The following is a 17926-nucleotide window of genomic DNA, read 5'->3' as shown; positions in this document are numbered from 1 at the left end:
CCGGCCACTGTAGCGCGGCCGGCGGCCCTCAGCGGGTCCGGAGTCCCGGCTCAGGGAAAGACCGGCACATTGGGCTCGTGCCCCTGGAAGCTCGCCTCCGGATGCGTGGCCGCGAGCAGGGCCTCGATCTCGGCCACGCGGCCGCGCGGCACGTCCACCATCAGCAGGTACTGGCCGGCCTCCATGCCAGGCTCGAAGCGCCGCAGCCGCCGGCTGGGCGTGGAGCTGCCGATCATGCTGCAGAACCAGGTCCCCAGCACGGCACCCAGGGCCGCCAGCGCCACGACCAGCCCGGCCGGCACCGCCGATTCCAGGCTGTAGGCCGCCAGCACCCCGGCGGCAGCGCCAAGGCCGGCCCCCACCAGCAGGCCGGTCTCCGCGGACTCGACCAGGTCCGAGGTCTGCAGCAGGCTGGCGGCCTGCAAGCCACCCATCTCGGCCCCTTCCCGGGCCATGAAGTGGATCTGCGGCGCCGCGACGCGGGCCAGCAGCAGGTCATTCATGCAGCGGCGGGCGCTGTCCAGGTCGGGCAGCATCCAGTAGATCCTCTTGCGCATGGCGAGCTCCTTGTCGTGACACCCCGGCCCCGCGGGCCGGTGGCAGGCTTCCAAGACCAATCTAGTCCGGCCCCTCGGGCTTGACAAACCTCAAGCGGGCAGTTCGCGTGCCCGGCGCAGGCCGCCTTGCGGAGCGGCTACAGTAGCGCCCTGCTTCTGAACTGCACATGCCCATGGCCACCTCTTCCGCTTCCCCGCGCCTGATCCAATGGCTGGCGATCGCCCTCCTCGTGATCCTGGCCGACCAGTTCACCAAGGTGCTGATCCTGGGGAGCTTCCAGCTCGGCGACAGCCGCCCCGTGACCTCCTTCTTCAGCATCGTCCGCTGGCACAACCCCGGGGCCGCCTTCAGCTTCCTGGCCTGGGCGGCCGGCTGGCAGCGCTGGTTCTTCGTGGGCCTGGGCGCCGTGGCCGCCGCCTTCATCCTGTGGCTGTTGCGCAAGCATGGACACCAGACCCTCTTCGCCACCGCGCTGTCGCTCATCCTGGGCGGCGCCATCGGCAATGTGATCGACCGACTGCTGCATGGCTATGTGGTGGACTTCCTCCTTTTCCACTACCAGAACACCTGGACCTTCCCGGCCTTCAACGTGGCCGACAGCGCCATCTCCCTCGGCGCGGCGCTGCTGATCCTGGACGAGCTGCGCCGGGTGCGGCGCAGCTGAACCCGGCCGACCGGACGCTTGATCCAGGTCAGGCGCTCTTCCTAGGGTAAGGCCCGCTGACGCGCCCCGCGCCTCCCTCTAGCCTTGGTGGCAGAAGGAGACACCCCATGAGCCACCCCCTGGCGCAGGAGCCGGCGCCCGATTCGCGCCCGCCGGCCCGCACGCCTGATCCGGATCAAGCCGCGCCCACCCCGGAAGGCCCGGCCGTCTCGCCCTTCCACCTGCAGCTCAACACGCTGCGGTGGAGCCAGCCCCTGCACTGGCTGCGCCTGGGCTGGAAGGACTTCTGCCGCCACCCTGGCATCGGCCTCTTCTACGGCCTGTGCTTCGTGCTGATGGGTTGGGGCCTGCTCAAGGTCTACCAGAACGCTCCCGCCTACACCCTTGCCCTGTCCGCGGGCTTCCTGCTGATGGGACCCTTCCTGTGCATGGGCCTGTACCAGGTCTCCATGCGCCTGGAACGCGGCGAGCAGCCCGACCTGGGCGACTCCCTCACCGCCTGGGACAGCCACATGGGCCAGATGGCCATCTTCGGCGGCGTGCTGCTGATCCTGGAGATGCTGTGGGGGCGGGCCTCGCTGGTGATCTTCGCGGTGAGCTTCGACGGCATGCCCGATTTCGCGGGCTCGCTCACCAAGCTGCTGGACCCCGAGAACCTGGGCTTCATCGCCACCTACCTCACCGTGGGCGCCCTCTTCGCAGGCCTGATCTACGCCGTCAGCGTCATCTCGATCCCCATGATGCTGGACCAGCAGGTGGACGCCGTCACCGCCGGCCTGACCAGCCTGCGCCTGGTGCTGACCCAGACTGGCGTGATGCTGTGGTGGGGCGCGCTGGTGGTGGGGCTGGTGGTGCTGGCGCTGCTGCCGGGCTTCCTCGGCCTGCTGGTGGTGGGGCCGGTGCTGGGGCATGCCAGCTGGCATGCCTACCGGGCTGCGGTAGCAGAGTCCTGAGCCTCCCGCAACGCCTTGATTTGCAGGCTGTGCGCGCCATGAAGCAGGTCACAATGCGCCGCAGCTTCCACCCGCACCCGACATGCTCGACTTCGACTGCCTGACCCACTTTGACTGGCTCGACGTGCCCATGTGGGTCTTCGACCAGCAGGGCCAGCGCAACCTCTGGGCCAATGCCGCCGCCCTGAGCTTCTGGCAGGCCGAGAGCCTCGAGGAGTTCCTGGCCCGCAACCACGCCGACAGCTCCGAAGCCGTGCGCACCCGCCTGGCCATCACCGCCACGGACCATGCCCTGGGCAAGATCGTGCGGGAGCAGTGGACGCTCTATCCCAAGGGCCAGCCCGTGACGGTGCTGCTGGTTTCTCGCGGCATCCGCACGCCGGACGGGCGCCAGGTGATGCTCTTCGCCGTCGACTCCCTCTCCAGCGCCTCCGACAAATCCGTGCTGCGCGGCGTGGAGGCCCTGCAGCACACCTCGGTGCGCATCGCGATGGTGTCCCTGCGCGACGGCAACTTCCTGATGCGCAACCCGGCCGCCGCCGCCTGCTTCACCGGCCTGCCCAAGGACCGGGGCCAGAGCGACTTCAGCAGCCTCTTCCCCGACGCCGAGGTGGGCCGCCGCATCCTGGCCCAGGTTCAGCGTGGCCAGACCTTCGCGGCGGACCTGGAGCTCAACACCGCCGGCGGCCGCCGCTGGCACAGCCTGGACGCCCGGCCCATGCGCGACCCGGTGACGGGCGACCTGGTCATGCAGCTCAACGCGCGCGACATCGGCGACCTCAAGGCCACGCAGGCCGCGCTGGAGGCCGCCCGCCAGGCCGCCGAGGCCGCCAGCCAGGCCAAGAGCGCCTTCCTGGCCAATATGAGCCACGAGATCCGCACGCCCATGAACGGCGTGCTGGGCCTGACCGAACTCGTGCTGCAGACCCCGCTGGACGAGCGCCAGCGGCGCTTCATCGAGCTGGCCCACAGCTCGGCCAAGGGCCTGCTGGTCATCATCAACGACCTGCTGGACGTGGCCAAGATCGAGGCCGGCCGCGTGCAGATCGAGCACCGGCCCTTCGCCCTGCACGACTGCCTCAAGGAATCCCTGCACCCCTTGCTGCTGCAGGCCCACGAGAAGGGCATCCGCCTGCATGCCCTCGTGCAGCCCGGCGTGCCGGCCAGGCTGGTGGGCGATGCCCTGCGGCTGCGCCAGGTGCTGGTCAACCTCGTCGGCAATGCGCTGAAGTTCACCGAGCGCGGCGAGGTGCGGCTGGAAGTGATCCAGCTGCCCGAGGAGGAGGACGGGCACCCCCTGGACCCGGCCGTGCACGGCGTGCGCCTGCGCTTCTCGGTGCATGACACCGGCATCGGTATGACGGCGGACCAGATCCGCCACATCTTCGCCCCCTTCAGCCAGGCGGACAGCAGCATCACCCGGCGCTACGGTGGCACAGGGCTGGGCCTGACCATCGTGCAGCGCCTGGTGGGCCTGATGGGCGGGCAGGTGCAGGTGGAGAGCCAGCCGGGCACGGGCTCCTGCTTCAGCTTCGAGATCCGCCTGCCGGCCGCCAGCGGCACCGGGACCGAGCCCCGGACCGAAGCCGCCAGCGCCTGAGGCGCCGGGCGGCCTGCTCCAGGGCAGCCTCCCTCAGATCACCAGCAGACCGGAGCCGGTGGTCGTACGGGCCTCCAGCTCGCGGTGCGCCTGCTGCACCTCCGCCAGGGCATAGCGCTGGCCGATGGGGATGCGCACCACCCCCTGGCCCACCACGTCGAAGAGATCATCGGCCATGGCCTGCGTGCTCTCGCGGGTCGCCAGGTGGGCGAAGAGCACGGGGCGCGTCAGGTACAGGGAGTTGGCCGACAGGCTGGACAGGTTCACCGGCGGCACCGCGCCCGAGGCATTGCCGAAGCTGACCATCAGGCCGAAGGTGCTGAGACAGGCCAGGGAGCCGGCCCAGGTGTCGGCGCCCACGGAGTCGTAGACCACCTTGACGCCGCGACCCTCGGTGAGCTCCTTGACGCGGGCCGCGAAGTCCTCGCGACGGTAGTTGATGACGTGGGCCGCGCCGTGCTGGCGGGCGAGCTCGCACTTCTCGTCGCTGCCGGCCGTGCCGATGAGCTTCAGGCCCAGGTGGCGGGCCCACTGGCAGGCGATCAGGCCCACGCCGCCGGCCGCGGCATGGAAGAGCACGGTGTCGCCGGCCTGCAGCCCGCCCTGGGGCACGGTCTTGCGCAGCAGGTACTGCACGGTGAGGCCCTTGAGCATCATGGCCGCGCCGGTGTCCAGGCCTATGCCGTCCGGCAGCCGGACCACGCAGCGCGCCGGCATCACGCGGGCCGTGGCATAGGCGCCCACCGGCTGGCTGGCATAGGCCACGCGGTCGCCCTCGGCCAGGTGGCTGACGCCCTCGCCCACCGCTTCCACGATGCCCGAGGCCTCCATGCCCAGGCCCGAGGGCATGGGCAGCGGGTAGACGCCGCTGCGGTGGTAGATGTCGATGTAGTTGAGGCCGCAGAAGGCGTGGCGGACCCGGACCTCGCCGGGGCCGGGCGCCCCCACCTCCACGTGCTCCAGCTGCATCACTTCGGCTGCGCCCGGCTGGGCAATGCGAACGACCTGTTCCTGGGACATCGACTTCTCCTGCTGGCTGTGAACGGGGTGCCGCGCCGCCACATTCGGGCCTGTCAGCGCGACGACAAGTTGCATCCGCTATCGTGCCAGCCTTTGCACCCTTTTGCCGCCTGCCGGCGATGGCCCGCCCATGAAGCTCAGTCCGAAGCTCGCCCTGCTGCTGACCCTGCCGCCCCTGCTGTGGGCCGGCAATGCGGTGGTGGGCCGCTGGGCCGCCGCGGCCATCCCGCCGCTGACCCTGAACTTCCTGCGCTGGCTGCTGGCCTTCCTGGTGCTGCTGCCCCTGGCCCGCCCGCTGTGGGCGCAGCGGGCCGCCCTGCGCCAGCGCTGGCACTACTTCGCCCTGACCGGCTTCCTGGGCATGGGCTGCTACAACGCCCTGCAGTACCAGGCCCTGCACAGCTCCACGCCACTCAACGTGACCCTGATCGCGGCCAGCCTGCCGCTGTGGATGCTGGGCGTGGGCATGCTTCTGCACGGCGTGCGGCCGGACCGGCGCCAGCTGCTGGGCGCCCTGCTGTCCCTGCTGGGCGTGGCCCTCGTGCTGAGCCGCGGCCAGCTGCAGACCCTGCGCGCCGTGCATTTCGTCGAGGGGGACCTGCTGATGCTGCTGGCCGTCTTCAGCTGGGCCGTCTACAGCTGGCTGCTGGCGCGGCCGCCCGCCCACATGCAGGGCGCGCAACGGCCGCCCTGGGACTGGGCGATGCTGCTGATGGCGCAGCTGGTCTTCGGACTGGGGTTTGCCGGCGTATCGGCCGGTGCCGAGCAGCTGCTGTCGACGCAGCCGGTGGCCTGGGGGTCAGGTCTTGCCCTGGCCCTGGTCTACGTGGCCCTGGGCCCCTCGCTGCTGGCCTACCGCTGCTGGGGCTTGGGGGTGACGCAGGCCGGCCCCGCCGTGGCCGCCTTCTTCGGCAACCTCACACCGGTGTTCGCGGCGCTGATGTCGGCGGCCCTGCTGGGCGAATGGCCCCAGTGGTTCCACGCGGTGGCCTTTGTGCTGATTGCTGCGGGCATCGTGGTGTCCGCGCGCCGCTGAGGGGACTTCCGGCGCCCGCGTGCTGCAGCACGGTGTGGATCTGGCGCCGCTGAGCCGGGCGCCGGGCAAGGGTCGAGTGGGGGTTGCCGCTTACTGGCGCTGGCCGCCGAAGCTGCCAGAGGGCGTCGAGCGGTGGGCGTAGTGCCAGGTGCCGCTGAGGGCGCCGGTGTTGCCGTCCAGGAAGCCCTGGTAGACGGCCGAGCCGGCGGAGCCGGAGGCCGTCATGTTCATGCGGCCGCTGGCGGCCACGGTGCCGCTCACGCTGAAGGCCCCGGTCTGGTTGGAGACGCCGCCACCGCTGACCACGCCCATGCCGCCGGCACCGGGCGTGACCACCACGTTGAAGGTGCCCTGCTCGGGGCCCGCGAAGGAGCCGGCAAAGCTGCCGAAGATGCCCGCCGCCGCGGGCGGCGTGTTGTTGACCGGCAGGGGTGCGGCCGAGGCTTGGCCGCCGCAGGCACCGACCAGCGTGCGCTGCACCCAGCCGCTGAAGTTGGCGGCGTCCACGTAGACGAAGCCGTTCTTGACCTCGCCCGAGGCGATCAGTTCCTCACCCTTGGGAATGGAGGCCACGACCTTGGCGTCCTTGGCCGCGTTGGCATAGGCCTTCACGTTGCCGATCTTGGGGCACAGGGTCTGGCCGGCCGGCTGCGGCGCCTCGGCCTTGGTGGAGGCGGCGGCATTGGCGTCGCCGGCAGCGCTGCTGGTGCGGATCAGGTTGGGCTGGTCGCGGATGGTCCTGACGATGGTGTTGTAGTTGTCCAGGAAGCTGGCCGCCACCATCTTGCCCTCGGGCGTGCTGGTGTAGCCGCCCAGGCCCACCAGGGCGCCGCCATAGCCCCAGCCGCCGATGCCGAAGTCGGTCTTGGTGGCCTTGCCTTCGGCAGCTGCCACCTGGATGCTGGAGCGCACGTCGGCGATCAGTAGGCTGGTCGAAGCCTCGCGGAACTTGAGGTTGCCGGCGATGGCGCCGAACACGCCACCCACGCGGCCCAGCAGCGCGCCACCGATGCCGCCGGTGGTGGAGGCACCGACCTGCACATTGGGCGTCATCACGAAGTCGGCCGCCTGCATCTGGCCCTTGCCCACATTGGACTCCTGGCGCAGATCACCGCCCTGGGCCAGCGCACGCTCCTGCTGCAGGTTCTGCATGGCCACGCCGCGCTCGACGACGTCGAAGCAGCCCGACTGCTGGACCATCATGCGCAGCAGCGCCGAGGGCGAGCCCAGGCCGTACTGCGACAGGTGGCTCCAGCCGGCCTGCGGCTCCACCACGGCCATCACGCCCAGCTTCTGGTTGCACTTCTCGACCTGCGAGCTGGTTTCTTCGGCAAAGGCAGGCGCCAGATGCAGGCCTGCCAGGAGGCCCGACAGGGCCAGGGCGATCTTCGATTTCATGGGAATCCCGTACCTCCACAAGTGGTGCCCGTGTCACAGACGGATCAGGGGCGGCGCATTGTCGCCAAGCCTCCCGGGCTTGCGCGAAGCGGCCATTGTGAAGGCGTTACGGGCAGTAACGATCTCCCCAATCCGTGGGGACAAAGGGACGCGTTGGTATCAGAACGTACTGCCCGCCGCGGGCGCAGGCTGGCCTGGTCTCAGAACGTGCCCGGGTAGGCGCCGCCATCCAGCAGGATGTTCTGCCCGGTGAGGTAGCCCGCCTGCGCGCTGCAGAGCATGGCGCAGACCGCGCCGAACTCCGCCGCCGTGCCGAAGCGCCGGGCCGGGATGCCCTGGGCGCGCTGCTGGCGCACCTGCTCCAGCGCCTGCCCGCTGCGCTCCGCGCTCGCGGCCATGGTCTTGCCCAGGCGCTCGGTGTCGAAGGCGCCCGGGAGCAGGTTGTTGATCGTCACGTTGGCGCCGGCCAGGCGGGGCTGGCGGGCCAGGCCCGCCACGAAGCCGGTCAGGCCCGAGCGCGCGCCGTTGGACAGGCCCAGCACGTCGATGGGCGCCTTGACCGCCCCCGAGGTGATGTTGACCACCCGGCCGAAGCCGCGGGCCGCCATGCCGTCCACCACGGCCTTGATCAGGGCGATGGGCGTCAGCATGTTGGCCTCCAGCGCGGCCAGCCAGTGCTCCCGCTCCCAGTCGCGAAAATCGCCGGGCGGCGGGCCGCCGGCGTTGTTGACCAGGATGTCGATCTGCGGCGCCGCCGCCAGCGCCGCGGCCTGCACGGCGGGCTGGCTGATGTCGCCCGCCACGCAGCGGACCTCCAGCCCCGGATGCGCCTGCCGCAGCGCCGCTGCGGTGGCCTCCAGCGCCTCGGCGCCGCGTGCATTGAGCACCAGGTTCACACCCTCGGCCGCCAGGGCCTCGGCGCAGCCGCGCCCCAGGCCCTTGCTCGAGGCACACACCAGGGCCCAGCGGCCCTTCAGTCCCAGATCCATCTCGTCACCTCCATCGATTCAGCAGCAGGATGCCGCCCAGCACCAGCACGGTCCCGCCCAGCACGCCCGTCGTCAAGGGCTCATCCAGCAACCAGGCGCCCAGGGCGATGGTCGCCATGGGGCCCAGCATGCCGGTCTGCGCAGCCACCGCCGCGCCCAGGCGCTCGATGGCCAGCATCACCAGCAGCACCGGCGCGAAGGTGCTCAGCACGGCATTGAGCACCGACAGCTGCAGCACCGCCGCCGGCACCTGGGCGATCGCGCCGGGGCCGCGCAGCAGCAGGTACTGGCCCACGCACAGCAGGCAGGCCACCGAGGTCGCCAGCCCGGTCAGGCGCATGGCGCCCAGGCGGTGCACCTCCTCGCCGCTGTAGAGCAGGTACAAGGCATAGCTGATCGCCGAGCCCAGCACCAGCAGCGCGCCCAGCCAGACATGCTCGCCCTGCCACTGCAGCTCCTGGGCGAAGACCCACAGCACGCCCGCATAGCTGATGCCCAGCGCTGCCACCTGGCGGGCGCCCACGCGGCGGCCCAGCAGCAGCCAGCCCAGCAGCAGGACCAGGGTGGGGTTGAGGTAGAGGATGAGGCGCTCGAAGCTGGCGCTGATGTAGGCCAGGCCGGCGAAGTCGAGGAAGCTGGCGAGGTAGTAGCCGCTGAAGCCCAGCCCGATGACGGCCCACCAATCCCGGCGGGTCAGTGCCGCCCGGCCTCGCCCGGCCCACCAGGCCAGGCCCAGGAACAGGGGCAGCGCGAAAAGCATGCGCAGGCCAAGCAGGGTGATGGCATCGGCTCCGTGGCGGTAGCCGAGCTTGACGATGATGGCCTTGCCCGAGAAGCCCAGGGCGCCAAGGCTGGCCATCAGCAGGCCGATCCAGGCGCGTCGTGGGGGCGCCGGATGCGGCGTTGAAGACTGCATCAGGCCATTCTAGGAAAGGCCTGGCGAGCGTGTGCCCGAGGGGGCTTCGCGAGTGGCCGAGCAAGGGCCCGGCTGCCGCGAAGCGCCCGACAGCCCCGGGCTCAGGCGGCCGGCTGCGCGGCGGGACCGCTGGTCAGCAGGCGCTCCATCAGCTCGCGCACGCTCTTGATCTGGTCGCCAAAGGGCAGCGAGCCCGCACCGCGGAAGAACAGGCCCTTCTTGATGTCACCGCGCAGGGCGGCGGCCAGCTGGTTGTCGATGCAGAACTGGCCCCAGTCCTTCAGACCGTCGCGCAGGCCGCACTGGGCCAGGCAGTCGAAGGCCTTGGTGCAGCGGCTCTTCACGTGCGCCACCGCCTGCAGCTTGTGCTCGATCTTGAGATAGGCCTTGAGCCAGGGCGTGCCCACCGCACGGGCCGGCAGGCCGGCGACGCTGGTGAACTCGACCATGTCCTCGTCGCGGGCCTCGGCCAGGACGCGCTTGAACTCGTCGGAGGCGTCGCCTTCCTGGGTCACCGCGAAGGGCGTGCCCAGCTGCACCGCGGCCGCGCCCAGGCCCTGCAGGCGCTGGATGTCTTCATGGGTGCGGATGCCACCGGCGGCGATCAGCGGGATCTCGCGCTCGATGCCGGCCTTGCGGAAGAACTCCAGGCATTCGGGGATGACGCGGTCGAAGTCGAAGCGCTTGTCGTCCAGGTCGCTGATGCGGGCGGCGCCCAGGTGGCCGCCGGCCAGGCGCGGGTGCTCGATCACGATGGCATCGGGCAGGCGCTTCTTGCGCTCCCATTTCTTGACGATCAGCTGCACGCCGCGGGAGTCGCTGAGGATGGGGATCAGCAGGGCCCTGGGATGGTCCTGGGCCAGGTCCGGCAGGTCCAGGGGCAGGCCGGCGCCCACCACCACGGCGTCGATGCCGGCCTCCAGGGCGCGCTTGACCGAGGTGGCGTATTCGCTCACGGCACGCATCACATTGAGAGCCACCAGGCCGCGCCCCTGCGCGCGCTCACGGGCGCCGGCGATCTCGCGGTCCAGAGCCTCGAGGTTGGCTTCGTTGATCTGCCGCTTGGCTTCCTCACCGGCATTCAGCCCTTCAGTGCGGGCCATCAGGTCCGGGTGGTGGCGGCGCAGGTCCACCGAGCTGAGCGTGCCCACGCCACCGAGGGCGGCCACGGTGCCGGCCAGCTTCTGGGCGCTCACGCCCACGCCCATGCCGCCCTGCACGATGGGCAGCAGCTCGCGGCCGCCCAGCTGGAGGGGCTTGAGACCGCTGGATTGCAGGGCCGGGATCAGTTGGGCGTCGATGTGGGCAGAACTCATGATGTCTCGCTTTGGACTTGGGCGACCCTGCGCCGTCCGGGCGGACGCACAGGGACACGGGCTGGCGCAGCGTAGGGCCTGCCCCCCTGCCCCACCTTGATACGTATCATGTTTCCCCCGCTTTCCCGCCCGCCGCGGGCGCAGGCAGCCGCGGGTTTCCCCGCAGCAAGCACCGCAGCAAACTCCGCGTGGGCAGGCCCGGTGTCAGGCCCGCAGCAGGCCGGCAGCAGGCGCCCGGCAAGCACGCAAGACCTGGCCCCCGGCGCCCTGGGCAGCCTGTCACGCCCAGGCCGCAATCCTCGAGACAGGCCCGGTCAATCAGCGACATAATCCGGCCAGCACGACGAGGGCGACGTACCCCGTCCTGCAGGCCGCCCCGACGTGGGCGGAGTCGTTGGACACAGGGGGAGAGCCTGTCCTTGAGACTGTTCCAGAGCTCCTTGCGCAATGCAGTCATCCTCGCACTGGGGGTTGGTCTGCTCGTGCCCACCAGCCTTGTGCTGATGTATGACTGGCAGGCCTCGCGGCACACCGCGATGGAGGACCTGCGGCGTGACCTGGGCCGCACGGTCGAGGTGCTGGCGCTGTCGCTGTCCGAGCCGATCTGGCAGGTGTCGGCCGAGCTGGCTCAGCCCATGATCGACGCCCAGACCAGTGACCCCCGCTTCGTGCGCGTGCTGGTGATCGAGCCCAACAACGCCCAGCCCTTCATCCAGATGCAGCGCCCGGACCCCGATCCGGACCTGACCCTCACCCTCACCCGCCCCGTCACCCGTGACGGCCGCGAGATCGCCCAGCTGACGGTGGCCATGAGCGCCGCGCCACTGCTGGAGGCCAAGCAGAACGAGGCCTGGCGCGCCCTGGCCCGCTCGGTCGGTATCCTGACGCTGTCTCTGGTGCTGATCCTGGGCGTGATGCAGCGCCGCGTGCTGCATCCCATGGACAAGCTCAGCCGCGCCGCCGAGGAGCTGGCCGCCGGCCGCCTGGACCAGCCCCTGGAGCTGCTGGGCGAGGACGAGATCGCCCGCGTGGGCATCGCCATGGAGCGCATGCGCCAGGCCCTGCTGCGCGCCTTCGAGGACCTGCGCGGCCATGCATCAACGCTGGAAGACCAGGTGGCCCAGCGCACCGCCGAGCTGACCTCCGCCAACAACGAGCTCACCATGGCCCTGGCCAACCTCAAGACCGCGCAGCGCGAGCTGGTGGAGTCCGAGAAGCTGGCCTCCCTGGGCCGCCTGGTGGCCGGCGTGGCGCATGAGCTCAACACGCCGCTGGGCAATGCCATGACCGTGGTCTCGGCCCTGGGCGACCGCTGGGCCAAGCTGGACCAGATGCTGGCCGACAACACCCCCATGCGCCGCAGCCAGCTGGAAGAGCTGGTCAAGGACACCCGCCGCGGCCAGGACATCCTGCAGCGCAATGTGCAGAAGGCGGCCGATCTGGTCCGGGACTTCAAGCAGGTCGCCATCGACCAGACCACCGACTCCCGCCGCGACTTCGACCTCTCACAGGTGGTCGAGGACGTGCTGGTGATGGTCGAGCCCAGCTTCAAGCACACGCCCTTCAAGATCGTGACCGACCTCACCCGGGAGCTGGAGATGAGCAGCTACCCCGGCGCGCTGGGCCAGGTGCTCACCAACCTGCTGATGAACGCCCTGGTGCATGGCTTCGAGGGGCGGGACGAAGGCCTGGTGCGCGTGTCCTGCCGGCCGCATGGCAGTGATCAGGTCGAGCTGGTCGTCGAGGACGACGGCCGCGGCATGGATGCCTCCGTCGTGCGCAAGATCTTCGATCCCTTCTTCACCACCAAGCTGGGCAAGGGCGGATCGGGCCTGGGCATGCACATCGTGCACAACATCGTCACCAATGTGCTGGGCGGGCAGATCGAGGTGCAATCCACACCCGGCCAGGGCTCGCGCATGACCATGCTGATGCCGCGCTCGGCACCGCTGCGCTCAAGCGCCGAAGAACTGATCAACCCCTGATCAAGCCCTGAGCCTGCCCACCGGCGCCGCAGCAGCCCGCGCGCACCGGCATGAGCTTCGGGGCCTGCCGAAGCCCCTGCGCGGGCCTCAGTGGCCCTCGTTGCCCGCTTCCTGCTTCTCGGGCTTCTTGCTGTCGTCCGAACCGGTGACGCTCTTGAACAGGTCGCCCAGCTTCACCGTGGTGCGCGTCTTGCCGCCGGCCGCCGGCTCCCCGCCCGTCGCTGCGGCCGCGCGAGTCGCCATCCGGAAGTTGATGTAGCTCTCCGGCAGGGGCTCGCGCCAGAAGGCATTGCTGGCGCCCTCGGACAGCTGGGCGGACAGCTCCGCCGCGTCAGTGGCCGAGGTGTAGATCTGGCCATTGCCCAGCAACATGCGCGGGTAGGCGCGGCGCTTGAAGTCCGGGCCCAGGGTGGCGATGAGCGTCTCGATGTCGCGGGTGGACTGGTTGCCGAGGTCGCAGCTGCCGGCAGGCAGGTTGCCATAGCTCAGCGTGGCACGGGTCAGGGTGCTGCGCCACACGGTGGCATTGTCCTTGGCGCACCAGATGTTGGCGACCGTCGACAGGTTGACGTTCTTGCTGCTGTCCAGCGTGGTCGGCAGCACGTAGATGTCGGCATCGATGCGGGTGTTCGGCGCGGCCAGCAGCCGCTCCAGCTTGATGCAGAAGGGGCAGTCGAAGGCCGAGAGCAGCAGCACCTTGGTCCCGCCCTTGCCCTGCTGCAGGTGGATCAGGCGCTCGAAGCGGATGTTCTTGATCATGTCGCTGACCAGCACGCGCCGCTCGGCATCGGACACAGGCTTGCCGCCGGGGCCGGTCTCGACGAAATCGGTGATGTCGCGGCTGTTGGTGGGCATCACCAGCGAGGCGGCCTCGTTGATGTAGGCATGGCCCACGCCGGGCGCACCTTCGCAGCGGTAGAGGCCGCGCACCACGGTCTCATTGATGGCCCCGGTGCAGACGGGCGGGCTGAACTGCTTCACATAGGGCGCGAAGTTCTTGCGCACCTCGGCCGCGCCGGCCTGTGCAGGCCGCGCCGCCAGCATCAGGCACAGCAGGCTCAGCAGGAGCACGGGCCAGGCCAGGCTGGGGCGAAGGTGTCGGGAATGTGGGAGGTTCATGCCAGCTCCATCAAGCAGGAAGGCGAACGCCCCGGGAGGGCCCGGAGCGACGGCGATGCGATTCGGGGAATCAGGGGAAAAGGGGACGTTGGGCCAGGATCAGAGCGAGGGCTTGCCCGCGCGCTTGCCCTCGGCTTCCAGGGCCTTGTCGGACGCGGTGCTCAGCACCTTGTACCAATCCAGGAAGGCGCCGATGTCGACGGCGGCGATCACGTAGTCGTCCACCAGGCCGTCCTGCTTGCGGGAGTTGGCGGTGATGCTGTAGGTGCGCGCGCAGGCGGTCGTCGGGGCCAGCGGATACTGCAGGCCGATGAAGAACTCCGACACCGAGTAGCTCTTCAGCTCTTCGAAGCAGTTGCCATTGCGCGGCTTGTCATAGGTGTTGACCCATTCGATCTCCTTGCCGCCCTTCTCGTACATCCACTGCTGCTTGTACTGCTGCGGCCGGATGGCCTTAGGGTCGATGGGCCCGAACTTGCCCGCGGCCTCGCTGACCGCCTTGAGCGTCGGACGGCTGTCCTTGATCTGTTCCGTCTTGGTGATGGACCACACCTTGTGGGTCAGGGGCGAGACACCGAAGGCGACGATGGTGCCGCCGGTGGTGTACTGCCCGCCGTAGACGTGGTTGTCGAAGCTGCCCTTCATGCGGTCGATCGTCAGGTTCAGGGTCATCTTGCCGTTGCGGACGAAGACCTTGTTCTGCTTGGCCGTCTCCAGGACCTTCAGGGCTTCTTCTTCCGGCATGCCTAGGCGAAGGCCGCCAATATCGGGCCCCTCGGCGGCCTGGACGGTGGCTGAAAGGGTCAAGGCCGCGATCACTGCAACAGTGCCGCGCAGGGCCATCGGGGTGGGCATGGAAGCTCCTGGTTCTCTGGAGGCGCATCGGCGTCGATGCTGGGTAGGGTCGCCGGCGCGGCGCCAGCAAGGCAGCGAACCGGGAGGGCAGGTCCGTCAGCCAGAGCCAGACGGAGGGAGAGGTGGCCTTTGCTGCGGCCAGCGCGGATTTCACGTGCTCCAGGCAGCGCGAGGAATCCCCCGAAGAGGGGCCATGTGTATCGAGCTGCAACCACCGGGGCCGCGTCCTGCGCCAGGATCCGCTGCGCGGGTTGGCAGGCGCACGAACGGGCGCTCATCGCCCATGCAGACACGGGCCGGGCGCCCTTCGCGCACGCAGTCAGCCAGGCCAGGGCCCTGAGCGAATCGCTGCGTCGCCGTGCCCGTCACGGGCAGGGACTCAGCGCCTGGGCGCCCAGGCGTCGTCGATCTCGTTGAAGAGGGCGCCGGTGTCGCGCTCGGCATCGCGCAGATCGCGATAGGGGCCGGTGCCGCTGTGCTCGGCCATGGAGGCGGGCACGAAGCGGCCCTGCTGGACGTCGAAGACATGCACCTCGCCGTCCTCGATCACGTAGTGCCAGCCGTGCAGGGAGAGCTTGCCCTGCTCCACGCGGCTGCGCACCATGGGGTAGTCCATCAGGCGCTCCAGCTGCAGCACGACGGAGCGCTCCTCCGTGCGGCGCAGCGCCTCGGGCGTGGGCTGCACCGGCAGCGCGGCTTCGCGGCCCATGTCCAGCCAGGCCTTGAGATTGCGGGCCTCGGCCGGCACATCGCCGTAGAGCGCACGGATGCCGCCGCAATGGCTGTGGCCGCAGACGATGATGTGCTTCACCTCCAGCGCCAGCACCGCGTACTCGATGGCCGCGGCCGTGCCGTGATGGCCTACCCATTGCCTGTCGCCGCCGCCGGCTTCCAGGTGCTGGCAGCCGCGGTGCTCGCCATGCTCGCAGCCGCGGTCCTCCAGCGTGCCGTCGTAGGGCGGCACGAAGGCCGCCACATTGCGCACCAGGAAGAGCTCGCCCGGGCCGGCGCCCGTGAGCATGTAGGGCACGATGCGCGAGTCCGAGCAGCCGATGAACAGCGTGCTCGGGTGCTGACCCTGCTCGACGAGGTCGCGGAAGCGGGCCTCGTACTGCGGGAAGTAGTCCTTGTTGAAGCGCCGCAGGCGGGCGAGCAGTTCGTCCGGCATGGCTGCTGCTCCCTCGCCTACTGCACCAGGGGCGTGTCGGCCTGGTTCAGGGAGACGCCCTGCAGCTGCGCCTGCCCGGCCAGCAGGTCCAGGTACTGGCGCATGGCGGTCACGCTCAGCTGGTGGCGCAGCAGCGCCGCCACGGAGCCGCGCACCTGCTCGAAGGACGGCACCTCGCCGGCCTCGCGCTCGTCCACGCGCAGGATGTGGAAGCCATGCCGGCTGCTCAGCAGGCGCGGCAGCACGCCCATGTGGCGGTTGGCATCGTCCTGGGCGAAGAGCACGCTGGCCACCTCGGGCAGGCAGTCCTCGCGGGTCAGCCAGCCCAGACCGCCGCCCTGCTCGCCGCTGGGGCAGTTGGAGTTCTCGGCCGCGGCCTTGGCGAAGGAGGCTTCGTCCTCGCAGCGCAGGCGCACCAGCAGGCCTTCCGCATGGGCGCGCAGGGCCCCCACGTCCACGCCCGGCGTCACCGCCAGCAGGATGTGGGCGGCACGCACGCGCTCGCCGCGGGCGAAGCGCTGCGGGTGCGCCTCGTAGTAGCGCAGGCAGGCCGCATCGTCCGGCTCGGGCAGCTGGATCTCGCGGGCCAGCAGAGCCTCGATGGCCTCGCTGGCCGCCTCGCTGTGCACGCCGTCGATCGGGCCGGGGTCAGTGCTTGCCAGCAGGCCGGCGCGCTGCGCGGCCTGGCGCAGCAGCTCGCCATAGGCGCGCTGACGCAGCGCCTCCTCGCCCAGCACCTCGCCGGCGCCATGCAGGGCCACGTCGTTCACGCGGGCCACCGCGATGGGCACCAGCGTCTCGACCGCGACCTCGCCTTCGCCCTTGCCACCACCGCAGCCGCAGCTGCCACCACCACATCCACTCATGACGATCTCCTTGGGGTCTCAGCGTTGACAGTTCAGCGTTGCTGCGGCGTGGTGTGACCGGCCGGCAGGCTGATGCGACGGCTGCGCACCAGCTGGTAGGGACGGAACACATAGGCCAGGGTGCCGAAGCCGCTCCACACATGCACGAGGCGGGTGAAGGGGAAGACCACGAACACCGTCATGCCCAGGAACATGTGCAGCTTGAAGATCCAGGAGGCGCTGGCCAGCAGCTCCACGGCGCCGCCGCGGAAGGTGACGATGCGCTGGGCCCACTCGGCCAGCAGCATCATCATGCCGCCGTCCATGTGCTGGGCCGACAGCGGGATGGTGGCCAGGCCCAGGGCCAGCTGGACCCACAGCAGCACGAGCAGCAGGATGTCGCTGGTCTTGCTGTTGATGCGGATGCGCTCGTCCGACAGGCGGCGGTGCAGCAGGATGCTCACGCCCGCGAAGCCCAGCAGACCGGCGATGCCGCCGCTGACCATGGCCATCAGCTGCTTGTTGCCGGCGCTGATGAAATGCTCGTACAGGAAGTGCGGCGTCAGCATGCCCACGGTATGGCCGAAGAACAGGAAGAGCACGCCCACGTGGAAGAGGTTGCTGCCCCAGCGCAGGCTGCCGGCGCGCAGCAGCTGCGAGGAGTCGCTCTTCCAGCTGTACTGGTCGCGGTCGAAGCGCAGCAGGCTGCCGAGCAGGAACACGGTCAGGGCGATGTAGGGGTAGACGCCGAAGAGGGCGAAGTCCAGCGCAGAAGTGGACAGGCTGGACAGGCTGGAAGCGGGGCTCATGCGCGCACTCCTTGCTTTGGGGTTTCTTGACGACGGACGATGTGCACCGGCTGCGGCGAGCCGGGCTTGCTCTGGCCGCGCGAGCTGCAGCCATCGAAGGCGGCGGGCTCGACCCAGGCCTCGTCCAGGGGTTCATCGACGGTGATCTGCACGGCCTGCGGCGTCTCGCCCGCCAGCTCCAGCACGGCGCCGATGGCGGCCGCCCAGGGCTTCACGCCGCGCTTGATCAGCGCGCTGTGGATGGCGTTGAGGATGTGGGCCATCTCGGCCAGGAAGCCCGCCGCCAGCGCCTGGGGCTGCGTGGAGGCGAACTCCAGCACCACGGGCAGGTAGTCGGGCAATTCCTTGGCATCGAAGAAGACACCAGCGGACTCGTAGGTCTTGGCCAGGTCGACCAGTGCCGGGCCGCGCTCGCGCGAGTCGCCATGCACATGCTCGAACAGGTGCAGGCTGCTGGCGCGGCCGCGGTCGAAGGTCTCCACATACTCGGACTGCAGGGCGAAGCGGTCCCGGCTCGCCATCCAGGCGACCAGGGACTCCAGCTCCTGCAGGCGCTCGGCGCTCAGCGCCCGCTCCTGGCGCAGCGCGTCCAGCAGCTCGGGCAGTGCCGCCAGCATCTCGTCGCTGGGGTAGTCCAGCAGCCGCGCCAGGACGCGGCAGCTGAGGCTCATGGGCAGGGGTTTCTTGCTCATGCT

The 17926-nt window shown here is 70.0% G+C and carries 17 protein-coding genes; 5 read left to right on the top strand and 12 right to left on the bottom strand.

The genetic code is table 11. The features are described from left to right. Positions 1–50 precede the first annotated feature (50 nt). Complete coding sequence (locus O9Y01_RS20700) at positions 51–557, bottom strand: DUF1269 domain-containing protein (RefSeq protein WP_269633533.1); 507 nt, start codon at positions 555–557, stop codon at positions 51–53. A 173-nt stretch (positions 558–730) separates the two neighbouring features. Between O9Y01_RS20700 and lspA the strand changes: the two genes are divergently transcribed. The 3 genes from lspA (at position 731) to O9Y01_RS20685 (ending at position 3775) form a co-directional block, all read left to right on the top strand. After that, positions 731–1222, top strand: a complete 492-nt coding sequence (lspA, locus tag O9Y01_RS20695) for a signal peptidase II (protein ID WP_442952779.1) — start codon at positions 731–733, stop codon at positions 1220–1222. A gap of 107 nt (positions 1223–1329) precedes the next feature. Beyond that, entirely contained in the window at positions 1330–2175 is an 846-nt protein-coding gene (locus tag O9Y01_RS20690; protein WP_269633531.1) for a DUF2189 domain-containing protein, read from the top strand. Positions 2176–2257: 82 nt separating this feature from the next. Further along, on the top strand, positions 2258–3775 hold the full coding sequence (locus O9Y01_RS20685) for a hybrid sensor histidine kinase/response regulator (protein ID WP_269633530.1): 1518 nt from the start codon (positions 2258–2260) through the stop codon (positions 3773–3775). A 33-nt stretch (positions 3776–3808) separates the two neighbouring features. Here the strand turns inward: O9Y01_RS20685 and O9Y01_RS20680 are convergent, their stop codons facing one another. Further along, entirely contained in the window at positions 3809–4795 is a 987-nt protein-coding gene (locus tag O9Y01_RS20680) for a quinone oxidoreductase family protein (RefSeq protein WP_269633529.1), read from the bottom strand. A 130-nt stretch (positions 4796–4925) separates the two neighbouring features. Here O9Y01_RS20680 and O9Y01_RS20675 point away from each other — a divergent pair, with 130 nt between their 5' ends. Further along, on the top strand, positions 4926–5831 hold the full coding sequence (locus O9Y01_RS20675; protein WP_269633528.1) for a DMT family transporter: 906 nt from the start codon (positions 4926–4928) through the stop codon (positions 5829–5831). A gap of 90 nt (positions 5832–5921) precedes the next feature. On the opposite strand, the gene O9Y01_RS20670 is transcribed toward O9Y01_RS20675, so the two are convergent. From O9Y01_RS20670 to O9Y01_RS20655, 4 genes are all read right to left on the bottom strand, one after another. After that, positions 5922–7229 (bottom strand): CsgG/HfaB family protein, encoded by a 1308-nt coding sequence (locus O9Y01_RS20670; RefSeq protein WP_269633527.1) that lies wholly within the window; start codon positions 7227–7229, stop codon positions 5922–5924. 200 nt (positions 7230–7429) lie between these two features. Further along, a complete protein-coding gene (locus O9Y01_RS20665; protein ID WP_269633526.1) occupies positions 7430–8218 on the bottom strand; it encodes an SDR family oxidoreductase in 789 nt (262 codons plus the stop codon). A 4-nt stretch (positions 8219–8222) separates the two neighbouring features. Continuing rightward, positions 8223–9134 (bottom strand): DMT family transporter, encoded by a 912-nt coding sequence (locus tag O9Y01_RS20660; RefSeq protein ID WP_269633525.1) that lies wholly within the window; start codon positions 9132–9134, stop codon positions 8223–8225. Between the two features lie 101 nt (positions 9135–9235). Next, the gene (locus tag O9Y01_RS20655) at positions 9236–10450 is read right to left on the bottom strand and encodes an NAD(P)H-dependent flavin oxidoreductase (protein ID WP_269633524.1); all 1215 of its coding nucleotides are present in this window, start codon (positions 10448–10450) and stop codon (positions 9236–9238) included. 482 nt (positions 10451–10932) lie between these two features. Between O9Y01_RS20655 and O9Y01_RS20650 the strand changes: the two genes are divergently transcribed. Further along, positions 10933–12435 (top strand): sensor histidine kinase, encoded by a 1503-nt coding sequence (locus tag O9Y01_RS20650; protein ID WP_269633523.1) that lies wholly within the window; start codon positions 10933–10935, stop codon positions 12433–12435. A gap of 87 nt (positions 12436–12522) precedes the next feature. On the opposite strand, the gene O9Y01_RS20645 is transcribed toward O9Y01_RS20650, so the two are convergent. From O9Y01_RS20645 to narJ, 6 genes are all read right to left on the bottom strand, one after another. Beyond that, positions 12523–13554, bottom strand: coding sequence for a hypothetical protein (locus O9Y01_RS20645; RefSeq protein ID WP_269633522.1), 1032 nt, complete (start codon positions 13552–13554; stop codon positions 12523–12525). A gap of 99 nt (positions 13555–13653) precedes the next feature. Next, entirely contained in the window at positions 13654–14409 is a 756-nt protein-coding gene (locus tag O9Y01_RS20640) for a hypothetical protein (RefSeq protein WP_269633520.1), read from the bottom strand. A gap of 379 nt (positions 14410–14788) precedes the next feature. Next, positions 14789–15577, bottom strand: a complete 789-nt coding sequence (locus tag O9Y01_RS20635) for a carbonic anhydrase (RefSeq protein WP_269633519.1) — start codon at positions 15575–15577, stop codon at positions 14789–14791. 17 nt (positions 15578–15594) lie between these two features. Next, positions 15595–16443 carry a peptidylprolyl isomerase gene (locus O9Y01_RS20630; RefSeq protein ID WP_269633518.1) on the bottom strand — a complete coding sequence of 283 codons (849 nt, stop codon included), beginning with the start codon at positions 16441–16443 and terminating at the stop codon, positions 15595–15597. A 32-nt stretch (positions 16444–16475) separates the two neighbouring features. Then, a complete protein-coding gene (narI, locus tag O9Y01_RS20625; RefSeq protein ID WP_269633517.1) occupies positions 16476–17231 on the bottom strand; it encodes a respiratory nitrate reductase subunit gamma in 756 nt (251 codons plus the stop codon). Further along, positions 17228–17923, bottom strand: a complete 696-nt coding sequence (gene narJ / locus O9Y01_RS20620) for a nitrate reductase molybdenum cofactor assembly chaperone (RefSeq protein WP_269633516.1) — start codon at positions 17921–17923, stop codon at positions 17228–17230. Before narJ ends, narI begins: the two co-directional genes overlap by 4 nt. Positions 17924–17926: the final 3 nt, after the last annotated feature.

Origin of the sequence: Pelomonas sp. BJYL3, from assembly GCF_027257975.1 — a bacterium.
In the GTDB taxonomy this organism is placed as follows: Bacteria; Pseudomonadota; Gammaproteobacteria; order Burkholderiales; family Burkholderiaceae_C; genus Roseateles_B; species Roseateles_B flavus.
Note: the sequence above shows the minus strand (reverse complement) of the source record. Positions and strands in the feature narration are given on the sequence as shown.

Excerpts from the sequence above, each read along its gene's own strand:
- O9Y01_RS20630 (WP_269633518.1), bottom strand. The coding sequence starts at position 16,443 with ATGAGTGGATGTGGTGGTGGCAGCTGCGGCTGCGGTGGTGGCAAGGGC.
- O9Y01_RS20660 (WP_269633525.1), bottom strand. The coding sequence starts at position 9,134 with ATGCAGTCTTCAACGCCGCATCCGGCGCCCCCACGACGCGCCTGGATC.
- O9Y01_RS20690 (WP_269633531.1), top strand. The coding sequence starts at position 1,330 with ATGAGCCACCCCCTGGCGCAGGAGCCGGCGCCCGATTCGCGCCCGCCG.
- narJ (WP_269633516.1), bottom strand. The coding sequence starts at position 17,923 with ATGAGCAAGAAACCCCTGCCCATGAGCCTCAGCTGCCGCGTCCTGGCG.
- lspA (WP_442952779.1), top strand. The coding sequence starts at position 731 with ATGGCCACCTCTTCCGCTTCCCCGCGCCTGATCCAATGGCTGGCGATC.
- O9Y01_RS20670 (WP_269633527.1), bottom strand. The coding sequence starts at position 7,229 with ATGAAATCGAAGATCGCCCTGGCCCTGTCGGGCCTCCTGGCAGGCCTG.
- O9Y01_RS20675 (WP_269633528.1), top strand. The coding sequence starts at position 4,926 with ATGAAGCTCAGTCCGAAGCTCGCCCTGCTGCTGACCCTGCCGCCCCTG.
- O9Y01_RS20665 (WP_269633526.1), bottom strand. The coding sequence starts at position 8,218 with ATGGATCTGGGACTGAAGGGCCGCTGGGCCCTGGTGTGTGCCTCGAGC.
- O9Y01_RS20635 (WP_269633519.1), bottom strand. The coding sequence starts at position 15,577 with ATGCCGGACGAACTGCTCGCCCGCCTGCGGCGCTTCAACAAGGACTAC.
- O9Y01_RS20645 (WP_269633522.1), bottom strand. The coding sequence starts at position 13,554 with ATGAACCTCCCACATTCCCGACACCTTCGCCCCAGCCTGGCCTGGCCC.
- O9Y01_RS20680 (WP_269633529.1), bottom strand. The coding sequence starts at position 4,795 with ATGTCCCAGGAACAGGTCGTTCGCATTGCCCAGCCGGGCGCAGCCGAA.
- O9Y01_RS20640 (WP_269633520.1), bottom strand. The coding sequence starts at position 14,409 with ATGCCCACCCCGATGGCCCTGCGCGGCACTGTTGCAGTGATCGCGGCC.
- narI (WP_269633517.1), bottom strand. The coding sequence starts at position 17,231 with ATGAGCCCCGCTTCCAGCCTGTCCAGCCTGTCCACTTCTGCGCTGGAC.
- O9Y01_RS20655 (WP_269633524.1), bottom strand. The coding sequence starts at position 10,450 with ATGAGTTCTGCCCACATCGACGCCCAACTGATCCCGGCCCTGCAATCC.
- O9Y01_RS20685 (WP_269633530.1), top strand. The coding sequence starts at position 2,258 with ATGCTCGACTTCGACTGCCTGACCCACTTTGACTGGCTCGACGTGCCC.
- O9Y01_RS20700 (WP_269633533.1), bottom strand. The coding sequence starts at position 557 with ATGCGCAAGAGGATCTACTGGATGCTGCCCGACCTGGACAGCGCCCGC.